We start from the raw sequence: 16,946 nt of genomic DNA, 5'->3' as shown, positions 1-16,946 counted from the left end.
CCTGAACGAAAGTTCAGGCTTTTTGTTTACACATTATAAGCTAAAATATTCGTAAGTTTATGTCATTATAAAACTAAAATGTTAAATAGAAGTTTAATCTTATTATTTGTTGTGTTTTGTTTTCATATTGAATCAAAAGCACAAGATATCTCCATCTTTCAACAGTTTAATGGTCGTTATGATTATTTAGCAATAGGCAACACACTAAATCAAGCAGAAAATAACTTAGTACAAACTTTTTGTGAAACACTTCCTTCTTCTCAAGCAAATCTTAATGTAGACAATACCTCAACAATAATAGCTGCTTATTTATATTGGGCAGGTTCAGGATTAGGAGACACAGAAGTAACATTTAATAGTACACAAATTATTGCCGAAGACACTTATAATATTGTTTACGCAGATTCTGGATATGGAGATTTAAATTATTTTTCCTGCTATGCAGATGTAACAAATCAAATTCTAACTGAAGGCAATACAACATATACACTTTCAGATTTAGACATTTCTGAAACCTTAGCAAATAATCCCGGTTATTGCGGTAATCGAACTAATTTTGCAGGTTGGAGCTTATATGTTATATTCGAAAATAATGCACTCCCACTAAACCAAGTAAATCTATTTCAAGGCCTAGAGATTATCAATAGAAACATTACCGAAAAAACTATTTTACTTGAAAATGTAAACGTACTCGACAATGACAATGCAAAAATTGGTTTCTTAGCTTGGGAAGGCGATAACGCCCTAAATTTTGGAGAAAGCTTATCTATAAACGGAAATATTATTTCTAATCCTCCATTAAATTTTGGAGATAATGCCTTTAATGGTACAAATTCTTTCACTAATTCCACAACATTTTATAATGCAGATTTAGATGTTTATAGTATTGAAAACAATATTGATATTGGAGATACTCAAGTAGAAATTAAATTAACAACAGGAGCTATAAACCCAAGTACAGGAGTTTTTAATGCCGATTTAATAATAATAAACAACATTATAACTGTATTAAACAGCCAGTTACCAGATGCTACGATTACTATAGATTCCACAAGTATTAGTTGCGCCTCGAGAGTGGTTGCTCTAAATTATACCGTTTACAATACTAACAGTACAGATCCTCTACCTGTAAACACACCTATTGCCATCTATGCAGAAGGGCAACTAGTAACACAAACAGAAACAGAAAATAGTATTCCTATTAATGGTAGTGAAAATGGAATGATTACAATTGAAATTCCCATATCAATTCCAGATGATTTCTTATTAAATATTGTGGTTGATGATGATGGTAATGGAAATAGCACCGTTGTAGAAATTATAGAAACAAATAATATAGAAGAAACAGTAATTACGTTATTCCCAGAACCCGCAGTTTCTAACTTATCTCATTTAGAGTTATGCGATGTTGGCTTTAATACCGCAACCTTCAATTTATTTGATGCACTATTAGAAATTAATGACACAAATTATATAAATTTTAGCTTTTTTGAAACTCTTGCAGACCTGGAAGAGGATATAAGTAATATTATTAATCCTGAAAATTATCAATCGCTAATAACACCACAAGATATATATATACGAGCAGAAAAAAATAACTGTTACGATATCTTTACATTTCAATTGAACACAAAAAATTGTCCTCCATATATTCCTAAAGGTTTTTCACCAAATAATGATGGATATAATGATTATTTTAATATCCAGGGTCTCTATACCATTTTCGACAAGCACGAGCTGTTAATTTATAGCAGATATGGTAATCTTATTTTTATAGGCAACGACGAATTAAAATGGTATGGCATTTCTAACCAAGGTTTTAACAAAGGAAAATTAGTCCCAACCGGAACTTATTTTTACTTATTAAGAACAAATGATCCCAATCATGGTAATTATACCGGCTGGATTTACTTAAATCGTTAAAATACAATGTATTTCATCGATATTTTTTGCTTTTAAACTAATAAACGTTATTTTTGAACCGTTAAACCGATGCTTTGAATTAACGAGAGATTATAATTAAAAGCTAGAATGCCCCAAAGATGAAATACTACCTACCTACATTATTACTTTTTGTTTTTTTTGTGCAAATAACTCAAGCACAACAAATAACAATAGACGATAGCCAAACTCCAGAACAATTAATAAATACTTTAATTGATGGCTGTGTAGAAGTCTCCAACATATCAAGTGCTATTAATGGAAGTGATAACGGATTCGCTAGTTATGGTTTTTTTGAAAAAGGAAATTCTAATTTCCCATTCGAAAATGGAATTGTATTATCTACTGGTAACATAAACTCTGCAGGAAATACACAAAATACTAATGCACTTAACGAAGGTGATTCTTCATGGCAAACAGATCCAGATTTGGAAATTGCCTTAGGAATTAACAATACATTAAATGCGACTTCAATAGAATTCATTTTTATTTCTGCGACAAGCAGTATTAATTTTAATTACATTCTAGCATCCGAAGAATATTTTGCCGATTACCCATGTAACTATTCAGATGGTTTTGCTTTTTTAATCAAAGAAACAGGCACTCCACAACCCTATCAAAATTTAGCAATTATACCTGGAACAACAACTCCCGTGAATACAAGCACTATTCATCAAGAAATTGTTGGCTTTTGTGATGCTGAAAATGAAAGTTATTTTGAAGGTTATAATATGGGTGACACCAATTTTAATGGAAGAACTCAAATAATGTCTGCTTCTGCAAATATTACTCCTAACGTAGAATACACAATTAAGTTAATAATTGCAGATCAAACCGATAGAAACTTCGATTCTGCAGTATTTATAGAAGCCAATAGTTTTACAAATAGTGTAGATTTAGGTACAGACCTTACTACATGTAATGACTCAACAATATTAAATGCGGAAACTAACAATCCACAAGCAAGTTACGAGTGGTATTTAAATACAGCTATAATTCCTGGAGAAACTACTAGCTCTCTAACTGCTATAACATCTGGAACTTATTCTGTAATAATTACTGTACCATTAAATGGAACAAACTGCACCTTTGAAGATGAAATAGATGTTGTATTAAACTCGGTACAAACTTTTCCTCAGCTAGCAGATTTTGCACTATGTGATGATACTAGCAACGATGGTGTAGAAAATTTTGATTTAACAACATTAAACACTGAAGTTGAAACAAACATACTTGCTTCAAACTACACGATAACCTACCATAGTTCTAATCAAGAAGCAATAGATGGAACAAATAGTTTTAACGCTATCAATAATATTACAAACCCACACACTGTTTATGTTCGTGCTATAGATACTAATTCTGGTTGCGTACATGTTTCTTCTGTAGAATTAATTGTAAACCCATCACCAACAATAATAACTCCTAGCACTATAGAAGTTTGTGATAATGGAAGTGGAGATGCAATGCTAACAAATAGTGATTCAGAAATAACAAATAACAATGTAAATTATAGTGTAACCTACCACTATTCTCAAGTAGATGCAGATGGTGATACAAACGCTATTCCTTCACCTTACACACCAATCAATACAACAGAACAGTTATTTATTAGAGTTGAAGATATTACAACTGGATGTGTTACTTTTACAAATGTTACTATTGAAACATTGGACAGCCCAGATATTAATAATACACTTCAACAGTTAGATGCCTGCGAACAAGACGATGATGGCTTAGAAATATTCGATTTAACAAGTGTTATTGTAGATGTGCTTCAAGGTGCAACTAATGTTACTGTTAGTTACCATGTAACACAAGAAGATGCAAATAACGATATAAACCAAATTCCTAACCCTACACAATTTCAAAACACGACTCCAGATTTTCAACTTGTTTATATTCGAATTGAAAACGATAACAATTCGTGCTACGAAATAGTTCCGATAGAATTACATACAAATATTTTAGAAACGGGAACAAACATTAGAAATTTTGGTGCTTGTGACGAATCTCCAGATGATGGTGAAGCTACTTTCGATTTAACTGCAATTACAGATGTTATTTCTAATGGCTTGCCAGATATTATAATTACTTATTATGAAACCGAATTAGATTTAGACAATAACACCAATCCTATTGATGATAGTGTACTTTATGCTGTACAAAACAGTTTTCAACAATTATACCTTTTAATAGAAAACCCAGACTGTACAAATACTACAGAAATACAATTAAATGTAAACGACTCTGTAACTATTTTAAATAATGGTCCTGCGACTTATTGCGATACAGACGACGATAGTTTAACATCTGTAGAACTTTCTACTTTTAATTCTATTGTTACTGTTGGTATTGACAGTCCTATAGTTACTTATTTTGAAACTGAAATGGATGCCGAATCGAGTTCTAATATATTACCTCCTTTTTATAATAATACTGTAAATCCTTTTACTTTATATGTAAGAGTTGCAGATGGTACAACTGGATGTTACGATGTAAAGCCTTTTCAAATAGAAGTACTACCTGCGCCTTCTGTTAATCCTGCTTCAGGTTTTGTTATTTGTGATGATGATCAAGATGGTTTTTCTATAATAGATTTAACCTCTAGAAACAATCAAATTAATACAGATACAACTACAGTAATTTCATATTACTTAACGCAAGCAGATGCAAATAATTCTAGTAACGAAATTACAGACAGTACAAATTACAGTGCCGAAACTTCTACTGTTTATGCTAAAGTTGAAAATAATACTACTGGGTGTTACGGTTTAGTTCCTATTAATATTCTTGTAAATACATTACCAAATTTTCCAGTAATATCAAACTTTAGAAATTGTGAGACCGATGGTAACCAAATTTCGGATTTTATTCTTTCTGATAAAGATGTCGAAATTTTAAACGGTCAAACAGGAAAAGAAGTTTCTTATTTTGAAGATTCAGCATTAACTATTAGCATCGATAAAAATAGCATCTACAATAACACTTCACAATTACAAACCATTTACGTTCTTGTAGAAAACATAACAGACACTAGTTGTTTTGGTATTTCTTCATTTTTTTTAGAAGTTGGATCGGAACCTATTTACAATGCACCAAGCGATGTTAATGCATGTGATGATAATTCTAACGATGGTTTTGAGACCTTCAGTTTAAACGATAAAACACAAGAAATTATTGCTAATAGTACCGATGCTTTAACTGTTACATATTACCTAACTTTAGAAGATGCAGAAAACGAAACAAATGCAATAGTTGGAGACACCTTTACAAATACAGTAAATCCACAACAACTTTTTGCAAGTGTAGATAATGGCACTTTTTGTAAAGGCATTGCATCTTACGAATACAATGTTATACAAGTACCTATTATTGGAACTGCACCATTTTTAACAGATTGTGACACAGATTATGATGGCAATGTTGTTTTCGATTTAACCCAAGTTGAAATAGATGTACTTGCAATTAGACAGGACAACACAGTTGTTAATTACTATGCCAACCAAACAGATTTATTATCTGGTACAAACCAAATTTCTAATCCAGAAACTTATACTAATACCTCTAATCCGCAAACCGTTTATATTGAAGTTTACAATACTGTTTCTAATTGTGGAGCTTCAGTTTCTTTCGATCTTATTGTTAACTTACCACCAGAAATAGAACCAATTACAAACTATAATATTTGCGAAACAACAGATGCTACTTTTAATCTAACAGAAACAACCGAAACTTTAATTGGCACACAAGAAAATGTAATACTTACCTTCTACTCCAACTTAGTAAATGCGCAAACGTCTCAAAATGCATTAGATCCAAATTATAATTACACCTCTAACAACGATACTATTTTTGTTAGAGCAGAATTTAGCACTACAGGCTGCTTTTACACAAGTTCTTTTTCTTTAATAGTTAATACATTACCAACTTTAAACTTACAAGATTTAGAAGCTTGCGATGATGATTTCGATAATTTACTAGTATTTAATTTAGAGCAACAAACACCAATTATTCTTGGCAATCAAGACGCAAATAATTATACAATCAATTATTTTGAAACCGAAAACGATGCTTTAAATAATACTAATATAATTGATGATTTAAATTATAATGCAGAAAACGAGCAAGTACTATATGTACGCATAGAAAATAATGCTACAAATTGTTTTTCTACAGGATCTTTTAATGTTTATATAAATAGAAAACCACAAGTAGATATTACCAATCAAGTTGTTTGTATAGATAATTTGCCATTAGTGGTTACTGCAGAAACTAACGAATTTTCTGATGCTTACTTATGGTCTACTGGAGCGACAACCGCAATTATAGATATTACAACAATAGGAAACTATTGGGTTACAGTAACCACAGCTTTTGGATGCACAACAACCTCTAACTTTAGCGTTACGGCATCTCAACAAGCCTTAGTCGATTTCGATGTCTCACCTGCTTTTCAAGATCCGCATACTATAGTTGTTGAAACGGCAGGAATTGGAAATTACATTTATCAGTTAAATGATAATGAACCGCAAGCCTCTAACATCTTTAACAATGTACCAATTGGTGTACATTATATTACTGTAATAGATCTTAATGGTTGTGAACCAACACCTCCAAAAAAAGTATTTGTAATAGATGCACCACAATTTGTAACACCTAATGGTGATGGCTTTTTTGATACTTGGCACATTACAGGTGTTAGCCAATTAGAAGGTACAGTTGTTACTGTTTTCGATCGTTACGGAAAAATCTTAAAAGTATTAAAACATAACGATTATGGCTGGAATGGACGTTACAATGGAAACCTAATGCCAGCAAGCGATTATTGGTTTGTAGCAGATGTTGTTAATGGTAACGAGAAGTTTCAAGTTAAAGGGCACTTTGCTTTAGTTCTTTAATTATTAAGGAAACATCTTTAACATATATTTCTTATAAAATATTTAAGGACTTCTTTATCTTTGCATGCTGTAATTATGATAAAGAAAATCCTTATATTATTTATCCTACTTTGTGTAATGTCTGTAAACGCTCAGAACATTTCAGTAGATAGTCAAACCTATACTCCACAACAATTAATTGAAGATATACTAGTAGACAGTAACTGCATCTCTAATGTACAAGTTACTAGTACTGTTGGTGGTAATTTTGGAGGCACAGAACAAAGTTATGGTTATTTTGATGCTTCAGGTACAAGCTTTCCTTTTCAAAACGGAATTGTTTTAAGCACTGGAAGATTAGGTAATGTTCCTGGACCGAACACTAATTTGAGTGATGATGATGCTACAAATTGGAATGGTGACATAGATTTAGAAATGGCTTTACAAGAATCTAACACTACTAACGCCACAATAATCGAATTCGATTTTACTACACTAGCAAATCAAATTAGTTTCCGTTATATTTTTGCTTCAGAAGAATATCAAGATGGAGATCCTAACACTTGCCAATATTCAGATTTATTTGGTTTTTTAATAAAGCCAGTAGGCAGCACAAACTATACAAATATTGCATTAGTTCCAGACACACAAACACCTGTAAAAGTAACAACAGTGCATCCTGAGATCCCTGGTGGTTGTGCTGCAGAAAACGAAATCTATTTCGATTCTTTTAATGATACTATTGCTCCAATAAATTTTAATGGTCAAACTGCCGTTTTAACAGCAACAGCAACTACAACACCAAATGTTACTTATCATGTAAAATTAGTAATTGCAGATGAGCAAAATTACCGTTTCGATTCTGCTGTTTTTCTAGAAGCTGGAAGTTTTGAACTGGTTACAGATTTAGGTCCAAATAGACTTCTTGCAACTAATAATCCTGTTTGTGGTAATGAAACTATTACGTTAAATGCATTTCAATCAGGTGCTTCTTATATTTGGTCTATAGACGGTATTCCAACAACTACAGTAGCCTGTACTAATTGTAACACTTTTGATGTCACTCAAGCTGGAACCTATGGTGTAGAAGTTATTTTTTCCAATGGTTGTATTTCAAATGGAGAAATTGTTATAGAATATACTCCACTTCCAAATGTGTCTAACACCACGCTTTTCGAGTGCGATAGTAATCAAGATGGCTTAACAACTTACAATTTATATAGTGCTTCTGAGGTTATCACAAATAATGACACAAGTTTAGCAGTTGTGGATTTCTACACCACACTTGCTAATGCAGAAATGGAAACTAATCCTATTACTAATGCTAGTAGTTTTGAGAATACTGCTGTAATACAAACTGTTTACGCTGTGATTTTTAGTCAGGCAACTGGTTGTAAAACTATAGCTGAAGTGATTTTAGATATTTCTACAAACACATTAACTTTACAAGATGTTGATGCTTGCGACGATGAAATTGTAGATGGCTTTTCTACATTTAATTTAAATGATATTAGAACGACTTTACAAACTCAAGTACCAGCAAATGCATTAATAACATTTTACACTACTAGTGCAGATGCTTTTGCAGAAACAAATAGTGTAGATGGAAACTTTAATAATACAGTTGTAGATTCTCAAACCATTTTTGTAAAAATAGTTACAGATACAAACCAGTGTTATGCCATTTCGGAGTTAACACTTAATGTCTTGTTTACACCACAATTATTAGAGGACGAATCGTTTTTATATTGCTTAAATAGTTTTCCAGATACTATTACTTTAGCTGGAGGTGTTACTAATGATATCCCTAATAATCATTATTACCAATGGTTTTATAATGGAACAGATACAGGCATAACTACTCCATTCTTAGAAGCGAACCAAATTGGAACTTACACTGTAATTGTTACAGATCCAAATGGCTGCTCAAACACTAGAGATTTAACGCTTGTACCTTCTAACGAACCAACAATAGACAATTTAGAATTTACTGAATTAACAACAAATAACACAGCAACCATTACCGTTTCTGGAGATGGTGACTATGAATTTGCTATTGATAACGAATTTAGTTTCTATCAAAATTCAAATACTTTTTCTAACTTATCTCCTGGCTTTCACACTATTTATGTTCGCGATAAAAATGGTTGCGGAGACACTTTTGTTGAATTTTCAATTTTAGGTTTCCCTCAATATTTTACACCTAATGGAGATACAGTAAACGAGGTATGGAAACCTATTGGTACTTCTAGAGATTTCAATGCTAATCTAGAACTTCTAATTTTTAACCGTTACGGAAAATTATTAAACAAAACCACATCTCTTAAAGGTTGGGACGGTACAATAAATGGTTATAATTTACCAAGTGAAGATTATTGGTATGTTATTAATCATCCAAATGGAAAACAATATAAAGGGCATTTTGCTTTGGTGAGATAAACTGTGTTTTGTATTTTAGTATAAGCTTCGCTTACACAAAAAAAATTGTGTACTATAAGTAAATAAATTAAAATCGAGTGTTTAGACATCAAGGCAAAAGCAGGACTTTAAAACACAACATAAGTATAGCTGTTGTTTTATCTTTTGTAGCAGGTATAGTAAATGTAACTGGATTTTTAGCCTTCAAGCAATTAACAACAAATGTAACCGGCCATTTTGCATTATTTATTAATGATGTTGCCGATTTTGAATTCTGGAAAGGCACAATCTATTTTCTTTACATTTTTTCGTTTCTTTTTGGTTCATTTTCGTCTAGTTTTTTAATCGAAAAATATCGTAAAAGCAAACAACTTAATGTGTTCTTATTACCCACGATAATAGAATGTGTTATTTTTATAGTAATAGGTCTTTTAAGTAATTTTATTGATATTAAATTTCCTAACATAATCATTTGTCTTCTATTGTTTGCAATGGGACTTCAAAACTCTTTTGTAACTAAAATTTCTAATGCAATTGTTAGAACAACACACCTTACTGGACTTTTTACAGATTTAGGCATAGATATTTCTCAATTATTTTTTCTAAAAAATAGTCTAGAAAGAGAAAAAACAAAAGCGAATATTAAATTAAGGGCTTATATTATTTCATTCTTTTTTGCTGGTGGTTTAATTGGAGGGCTTTTTTATTCAAAATTTAATTTTAAATTAAACACCTTAATTCTTGGAGCACTTATTTTAATTATAAGTTTATTTTATGACGATTTAAGATATCAGTTAATAAAAACGAAAAGAAAATACAATCAGAGAATAAAAAAACAACCTCACTAAAAAATTTCACTCTATTTAGTACTACTTAAAAAACTGTAACATTATAGATCATTTTTGTTTTTGTTATCCTTAACTTTACTTAAATCTAATTTTTTTAAAATGACTCTAATAGATTTTTTTATAGGTGCATTATTAGCAAACGCAATGCCTCATCTTATTTTCGGACTAACTAAAACTCATTTCTTAGGTTTATTTGGTTTTAGTCCAAAAGGCAATATTGCTTATGCTGTGCTTCAGTTTATTATATGCATAATACTATTCGGTATATACTACGACTTTAAAAACATAATGGAAAATGGATACTTGGTTGGAGGAATTACTGTTGTTGTACTCTATTTTATTTTTGGGAAAATTTTAGTAAGATTTTATGGTAAACAAGAAAAGTCTACAAAAAACTAAAGCAAAAAGAAGTCTAATTCTCCACATAGAAACCTTAACGCTTCATTAAAATAAAGCTACCATTTTATTCCGTAATTTTGCTTTATGCGTTTCAAAATACAATCAGAATTTAGTCCTACAGGAGATCAACCTTCAGCAATAAAAAAATTGGTACATGGTTTAAACTCCAACGAGAGATACCAAACTTTACTTGGTGTTACTGGTTCTGGTAAAACATTTACAGTTGCTAATGTTATTGAAGAAACGCAAAGACCAACATTAGTTTTAGCACATAATAAAACTTTGGCCGCTCAATTATATAGTGAGTTTAAGCAGTTTTTCCCGGACAATGCTGTAGAGTATTTTGTGTCTTACTACGATTATTATCAACCAGAGGCTTACATACCTACATCTGGTGTTTACATAGAAAAAGATTTATCTATTAACGAGGAGATTGAGAAAATGCGTTTAAGCACAACCTCTTCTCTACTCTCTGGCCGTCGAGATGTCATTGTAATTGCATCGGTTTCATGCTTGTATGGTATTGGAAATCCTGTAGAATTTCAAAAAAATGTTATTTCTATAGAACGCGATCAACAGATTTCACGAACAAAATTATTACATCAACTTGTGCAAAGTTTGTATTCGCGTACAGAAGCAGATTTTAAACACGGTAACTTTAGAATAAAAGGAGACACCGTGGATATATTCCCGAGTTATGCAGATAATGCATTCAGGATTCACTTTTTTGGAGATGAAATTGAATTAATAGAACAGTTCGATATACAAACAAACGAAGTTATTGAGGAATACGAAAGACTAAACATCTATCCTGCAAACATGTTTGTTACCTCTCCAGATATTTTACAAGGTGCCATAAAAAGTATTCAAGACGATTTAGTAAAACAATACGATTACTTCAAAGAAATAGGAAAACATTTAGAAGCCAAAAGACTTAAAGAGCGTACAGAATTCGACCTCGAAATGATTAGAGAATTAGGCTATTGTTCTGGTATAGAAAACTATTCGCGTTATCTTGATGGTAGATTACCTGGTACAAGACCTTTCTGTTTACTAGATTATTTTCCAGACGATTATTTAATGGTTGTAGATGAAAGTCACGTAACCATTTCACAAGTACATGCTATGTATGGAGGAGATAGAAGTCGTAAAGAAAACTTAGTAGAATACGGTTTTAGATTACCTGCTGCAATGGACAACAGACCACTTAAGTTTGAAGAGTTCGAAGCGTTACAAAATCAAGTTTTATATGTAAGTGCAACTCCTGCAGATTACGAATTACAAAAAACCGATGGTGTTTACGTAGAGCAAGTTATTAGACCTACTGGTTTACTAGATCCAATTATAGAAGTACGACCTAGTTTAAACCAAATAGATGATTTAATTGAAGAAATACAACAACGTATAGAAAAAGACGAACGTACTTTAGTTACAACGCTAACCAAGCGTATGGCTGAAGAATTAACCAAATATTTAAGTCGAATTTCTATTCGCGTAAACTACATACATAGTGATGTAGACACCCTAGAACGCGTACAGATTATGCAAGATTTACGTAAAGGTATTTACGATGTTTTGGTTGGTGTAAACTTACTTCGTGAAGGTTTAGATTTACCAGAAGTTTCTTTAGTTGCTATTTTAGATGCAGATAAAGAGGGCTTTTTACGTTCGGCAAGATCTTTAACACAAACTGTTGGTCGTGCGGCAAGAAACCTAAACGGTAAAGCAATTATGTATGCAGATAAAATTACTAAAAGCATGCAAAAAACCATAGACGAAACCGAGTACAGAAGAGAAAAACAAATTGCATACAATACTAAAAATAACCTTGTGCCAAAAGCTTTAAATAAAAGTTTAGATAGTGCTTTAGGTAAAAACTCTGTAAGTACTTATAGTTACGAATTGGAAGCTGCTCGTGCTGCAGAACCAGAAAGCGAATACTTGACTAAAGACGAATTAGAAAAGAAAATACGCGAAAAACGAAAAACAATGGAGCAAGCTGCAAAGGCTTTAGACTTTATTATTGCTGCACAATTAAGAGATGAGATTAAGAGTTACCAAGGTAAGCTTGAAGCACTAAAAGCTTAAGTCTTTCTTTTTAGAATTTTACTTAGTTATACTGTACCTTAAAAATATCTATTAAAACTTCTGCAGGAACCATCATATTTGGAAAGCCATCCATTAAATATAAAACTCTACTTATAGACTCATGACTTAAACCCATTCTAAGTCCGTAGTTATGAATTTTAAAAATCTCCTCGTCAGTACGCTCTTTGTCCATATCCATTAAAAAAACCAAGCGATGAAATTGAACAATACGTTCGCTATGCGATTTTAAATTCACGTAATTTATAGGATGTTCTATTAAGTAATTGAAATCCGCTCTAGAGACCTCTAATTGTTTAGCTATACTTAAAAGAAAGTTGTATTCTATTCTCTTTAAATTTTTATCTGCTTTAGCAAATGCTATCATTTCAGATAATAAACTTAGTTTTTCTACTCTTTTAGGCATAATGAGGGATTGACAGATTGTTTTTCTTTTTATAAAATTACGGAATAATGATAATTTATAATCGTATAAATTACGTCGCTTATCGAAAAATGAGTAGTTTTACACCGAATTTAAACACTGTTTATCACTTTCTCGAAGTTTCACACTTCAAAAATAGAGCATAAACAACTTAATTACAACACATTAAACTATGACAAATAACGATATCTTTAAAAAACTAAGAGTAGCACATAAGCTACGTGACGATGATATTATTAAAATATTAATGCTTGTAGATTTAAGAGTTACTAAAAGTGAATTAAGTGCTTTTTTTAGAAAAGAAGATCACCCTAATTATGTAGAATGTGGCGATCAAATTTTAAGAAACTTTTTAAATGGATTAATTATTCATCTTCGAGGACCAATGCCTAAAAAAGGAGAAGAGCCTAAAAAAGAGGCTTCAAGAAAAGTAAAACCAAATCCATACGGTAACAATAAAAAGAACATTAATAAACCTAGAAATACAAAAAAGAGCAACGATTAAGTTGCTCTTTTTTTGCTTAAAATAGATAGTACTATACCATACTAATCTTTACAGGAATTTTATAAGTTTTTGTTGTAGAAACTAGTCCTTCTTTTAATTTAGAATAGTTTAATCTGGTTTTAATATAACTTTCAAGCTGTTCACTTTCTGTATCTACACTTATTACAACTATCTCATTATTTTTATTGAGCATAAAAGTTACGTTTGCTTTTAAATCTTCAGCAACTTGAAATTCAGGTTTTTTTAATAATGCTGTAATTTCATTTGCTAATACATTTGGCTCTAAACCATCTGGGTTTGTTGTTGCGCTTAAAGCACCAGTAAAAGTAATTGCTAATACTAGTAATACCATTTTAATTGATTTCATAATTTTTGTTTTAATTGTTTTATAGCTTATAGACTCAAGTAATCAAGAAAAGTAACATTGAAAAACGTGGTTTAACTAATGCTTAACACAATTTTTAGTTCTTGTTAAGAAACTAATCTCTAGTATGTTAAAATATTAAGACAAAAAAAAGAGCAACCATATAGGTTGCTCTTAATAAATATATTTAAAAAGTACTATGCTAATACAGCTTGTACTTTATCTGCTGCTTCTTGGAATTCTGTAGCACTCATTACATCTAATCCAGAATCGTCAATTAATTTTTTAGCGATATCTGCATTAGTACCTTGTAAACGTACAATAATTGGCACACTAATGTTACCCATGTTTTTGTAAGCATCAATTACACCTTGAGCAACACGATCGCAACGAACGATACCACCAAAAATGTTAATTAAAATAGCTTTTACAGCTGGATCTCTTAAAATAAGTTCGAAAGCAATCTCTACTCTTGCAGCATCTGCAGTACCACCAACATCTAAAAAGTTAGCTGGCTCACCACCTGCTTGCTTAATTAAATCCATAGTAGCCATTGCTAAACCAGCACCATTTACCATACAACCAACGTTTCCGTCAAGGTCTACATAGTTAAGTCCTTGCTCACCTGCTTCAACTTCAATTGCGTTTTCTTCACGTAAATCGCGCATTGCTGCTAAATCTTTATGCCTGTATAATGCACTAGCATCTAAAGTTACCTTAGCATCTACAGCCATTATTTTATCATCACTAGTTTTTAAAACAGGATTGATTTCAAATAAAGCAGAATCAGATTTTACGTAAGCTGTATATAAAGACGTTACAAATTTTGTCATGTCTTTAAAAGCTGCTCCAGATAAACCTAAGTTAAAAGCAATTTTACGTGCTTGAAAAGGTAAAATTCCTGTTGCAGGATCTATTTCTTCATTAAAAATTAAATGTGGAGTCTCTTCTGCAACTGTTTCAATATCCATTCCACCTTCTGTAGAATACATAATCATGTTACGTCCAGTTCCTCTGTTTAATAAAACAGACATGTAATATTCTTCTGGCTCAGAATCTCCAGGATAATATACATCTTCACATACTAAAACTTGGTGCACACGCTTTCCTTCAGCAGAAGTTTGAGGTGTTACCAAATCCATTCCTATAATATCTCCAGCAATAGATTTAACTTCGTCTAAGTTTTTAGCCAACTTAACACCACCACCTTTACCACGACCACCTGCGTGAACCTGTGCTTTAATAACGTGCCAACCTGTTCCAGTATCTTCCGTTAATTGTTTTGCTGCTACTACTGCTTCGTCAGCATTTTGAGCAACAATACCACGTTGAATACGTACGCCAAAGCTGCTTAATAATTCTTTTCCTTGATATTCGTGTAAATTCATCTTTATTAATGGATTTATTTTAATTTCCGCGTATGCGAAAGTCTATAAAATTTTAGAGTTACAAAAGTAAATAATCACAATAACTTACCCTAATATTTAATTATGAAAATACAATATGAAGAAGTATTCTTAATTTCTATTTGTTAAATAGTTAACAAACTGTTTAAATATGTAATATTTTGACGTAAATATTTATTAATTTAACCAAACAAATATCTTTGATGAAAAAATAAATTCATGACCAATACACAATTACTTAAAATAGCAAAAGACTTTGAAAGTCCTGTTTATGTATATAATTCTGAAATTATTACACAACAATATAAACGTTTAACATCTGCTTTTAATAAAGTAAAAAAGGTAAAAGTTAATTATGCTGTTAAGGCACTTTCTAATATTTCTATTTTAAAGTTAATGAAAACTCTTGGTGCAGGATTGGATACAGTCTCCATTCAAGAGGTGCAATTAGGCATCGCCGCTGGTTATAAAGCTGAGCAAATTATCTTTACTCCTAATGGCGTATCGCTAGAAGAAATAGAAAATGCAGCAAAATTAGGTTGTCAAATTAATATCGATAATCTTTCCATATTAGAACAATTTGGCACAAAACATCCTAACATTCCCGTGTGTATTCGTATAAATCCACATGTTATGGCCGGTGGTAATACTAATATTTCAGTAGGACACATAGACAGTAAATTTGGTATTTCAATACATCAAATTCCGCATATTCTGCGTATTGTAGAAAATACAAATATGAATATTAACGGAATACACATGCATACTGGAAGTGATATTTTAGATATTGATGTTTTTCTTTATGCTAGTGAAATATTATTTGAAACTGCAAAAAACTTTAAAAATTTAGATTTTATAGATTTTGGATCTGGATTTAAAGTACCATATAAGCCTGGAGATATTGAAACTAATATTGAAGAGTTTGGAGAAAAATTATCTGTTCGTTTTAATGAGTTTTGTAAAGATTATGGCAAAGAATTAATCTTAGCTTTCGAACCTGGAAAGTTTTTAGTAAGCGAAGCAGGACAGTTTTTAGCCAAAGTTAATGTTGTAAAACAAACCACTTCTACCGTTTTTGCACAAATAGATTCTGGTTTTAACCATTTAATTAGACCTATGCTATACGGTTCTCAACATGAAATTGAAAATATTTCGAACCCTAAAGGAAGAGAACGTTTTTATAGTGTGGTTGGTTATATTTGCGAGACAGATACATTCGCAAATAACAGACGTATTTCTGAAATTAATGAAGGTGATATTTTAACCTTTAAAAATGCGGGTGCATATTGCTACTCTATGGCTAGTAACTATAATTCTAGATATCGTCCTGCAGAAGTACTATGGCATAACGGCGAAGCGCACTTAATTAGAAAACGAGAAACTTTTGATGATATACTGAATAATCAAATTCAAATAGATTTAGAACCAAAAAAAGTGAAAGCTTAATTTATTTATAAGACAAAAACATAAATAGAGATTCAATAAAACAATCTTAAAAAAACAAAAAAGCCACTTCTATTTAAGGTGGCTTTTTTATGATATACTTTAATTGAGCTTTTTTTAAAGCTTACAACAACAGAATAAAACACAATAATCTGTAGGGCAAAACCTTCTTTAAGACACTTAAAAAACATTTAAACGTATTTTTTAGCTGT

The 16,946-nt window shown here is 31.3% G+C and carries 11 protein-coding genes; 8 read left to right on the top strand and 3 right to left on the bottom strand.

Features of this window, described 5'->3' with window-relative positions:
• The first annotated feature begins 78 nt into the window (after positions 1 to 78).
• From ASC41_RS06890 to uvrB, 6 genes are all read left to right on the top strand, one after another.
• Positions 79 to 1,923, top strand: a complete 1,845-nt coding sequence (locus ASC41_RS06890; RefSeq protein ID WP_055435901.1) for a T9SS type B sorting domain-containing protein — start codon at positions 79 to 81, stop codon at positions 1,921 to 1,923.
• A 119-nt stretch (positions 1,924 to 2,042) separates the two neighbouring features.
• Positions 2,043 to 6,842 (top strand): T9SS type B sorting domain-containing protein, encoded by a 4,800-nt coding sequence (locus ASC41_RS06885; protein ID WP_055435900.1) that lies wholly within the window; start codon positions 2,043 to 2,045, stop codon positions 6,840 to 6,842.
• A 75-nt stretch (positions 6,843 to 6,917) separates the two neighbouring features.
• Positions 6,918 to 9,260 carry a T9SS type B sorting domain-containing protein gene (locus tag ASC41_RS06880; protein ID WP_055435899.1) on the top strand — a complete coding sequence of 781 codons (2,343 nt, stop codon included), beginning with the start codon at positions 6,918 to 6,920 and terminating at the stop codon, positions 9,258 to 9,260.
• A gap of 77 nt (positions 9,261 to 9,337) precedes the next feature.
• On the top strand, positions 9,338 to 10,087 hold the full coding sequence (locus ASC41_RS06875; protein WP_055435898.1) for a YoaK family protein: 750 nt from the start codon (positions 9,338 to 9,340) through the stop codon (positions 10,085 to 10,087).
• A 99-nt stretch (positions 10,088 to 10,186) separates the two neighbouring features.
• Positions 10,187 to 10,486, top strand: coding sequence for a hypothetical protein (locus ASC41_RS06870; protein ID WP_055435897.1), 300 nt, complete (start codon positions 10,187 to 10,189; stop codon positions 10,484 to 10,486).
• A gap of 84 nt (positions 10,487 to 10,570) precedes the next feature.
• The gene (gene uvrB / locus ASC41_RS06865) at positions 10,571 to 12,574 is read left to right on the top strand and encodes an excinuclease ABC subunit UvrB (RefSeq protein WP_055435896.1); all 2,004 of its coding nucleotides are present in this window, start codon (positions 10,571 to 10,573) and stop codon (positions 12,572 to 12,574) included.
• Between the two features lie 22 nt (positions 12,575 to 12,596).
• Here the strand turns inward: uvrB and ASC41_RS06860 are convergent, their stop codons facing one another.
• The gene (locus ASC41_RS06860) at positions 12,597 to 12,998 is read right to left on the bottom strand and encodes a hypothetical protein (RefSeq protein WP_055435895.1); all 402 of its coding nucleotides are present in this window, start codon (positions 12,996 to 12,998) and stop codon (positions 12,597 to 12,599) included.
• A 190-nt stretch (positions 12,999 to 13,188) separates the two neighbouring features.
• Between ASC41_RS06860 and ASC41_RS06855 the strand changes: the two genes are divergently transcribed.
• Positions 13,189 to 13,521: a DUF1456 family protein gene (locus tag ASC41_RS06855; protein WP_055435894.1), complete on the top strand. Its 333-nt coding sequence runs from the start codon at positions 13,189 to 13,191 to the stop codon at positions 13,519 to 13,521.
• Positions 13,522 to 13,552: 31 nt separating this feature from the next.
• Here the strand turns inward: ASC41_RS06855 and ASC41_RS06850 are convergent, their stop codons facing one another.
• Positions 13,553 to 13,888 (bottom strand): hypothetical protein, encoded by a 336-nt coding sequence (locus ASC41_RS06850; protein ID WP_055435893.1) that lies wholly within the window; start codon positions 13,886 to 13,888, stop codon positions 13,553 to 13,555.
• Between the two features lie 194 nt (positions 13,889 to 14,082).
• Positions 14,083 to 15,273, bottom strand: a complete 1,191-nt coding sequence (gene sucC / locus ASC41_RS06845) for an ADP-forming succinate--CoA ligase subunit beta (protein WP_055435892.1) — start codon at positions 15,271 to 15,273, stop codon at positions 14,083 to 14,085.
• Positions 15,274 to 15,510: 237 nt separating this feature from the next.
• On the opposite strand from sucC, the gene lysA reads away from it, so the two are divergent.
• Positions 15,511 to 16,737: a diaminopimelate decarboxylase gene (gene lysA, locus ASC41_RS06840; protein WP_055435891.1), complete on the top strand. Its 1,227-nt coding sequence runs from the start codon at positions 15,511 to 15,513 to the stop codon at positions 16,735 to 16,737.
• Positions 16,738 to 16,946: the final 209 nt, after the last annotated feature.

The organism is Lacinutrix algicola (assembly GCF_001418085.1).
In the GTDB taxonomy this organism is placed as follows: domain Bacteria; phylum Bacteroidota; class Bacteroidia; order Flavobacteriales; family Flavobacteriaceae; genus Lacinutrix; species Lacinutrix algicola.
The sequence above is the reverse complement of the archived record's forward strand: the minus strand, read 5'-3'. Positions and strand labels throughout refer to the sequence as shown.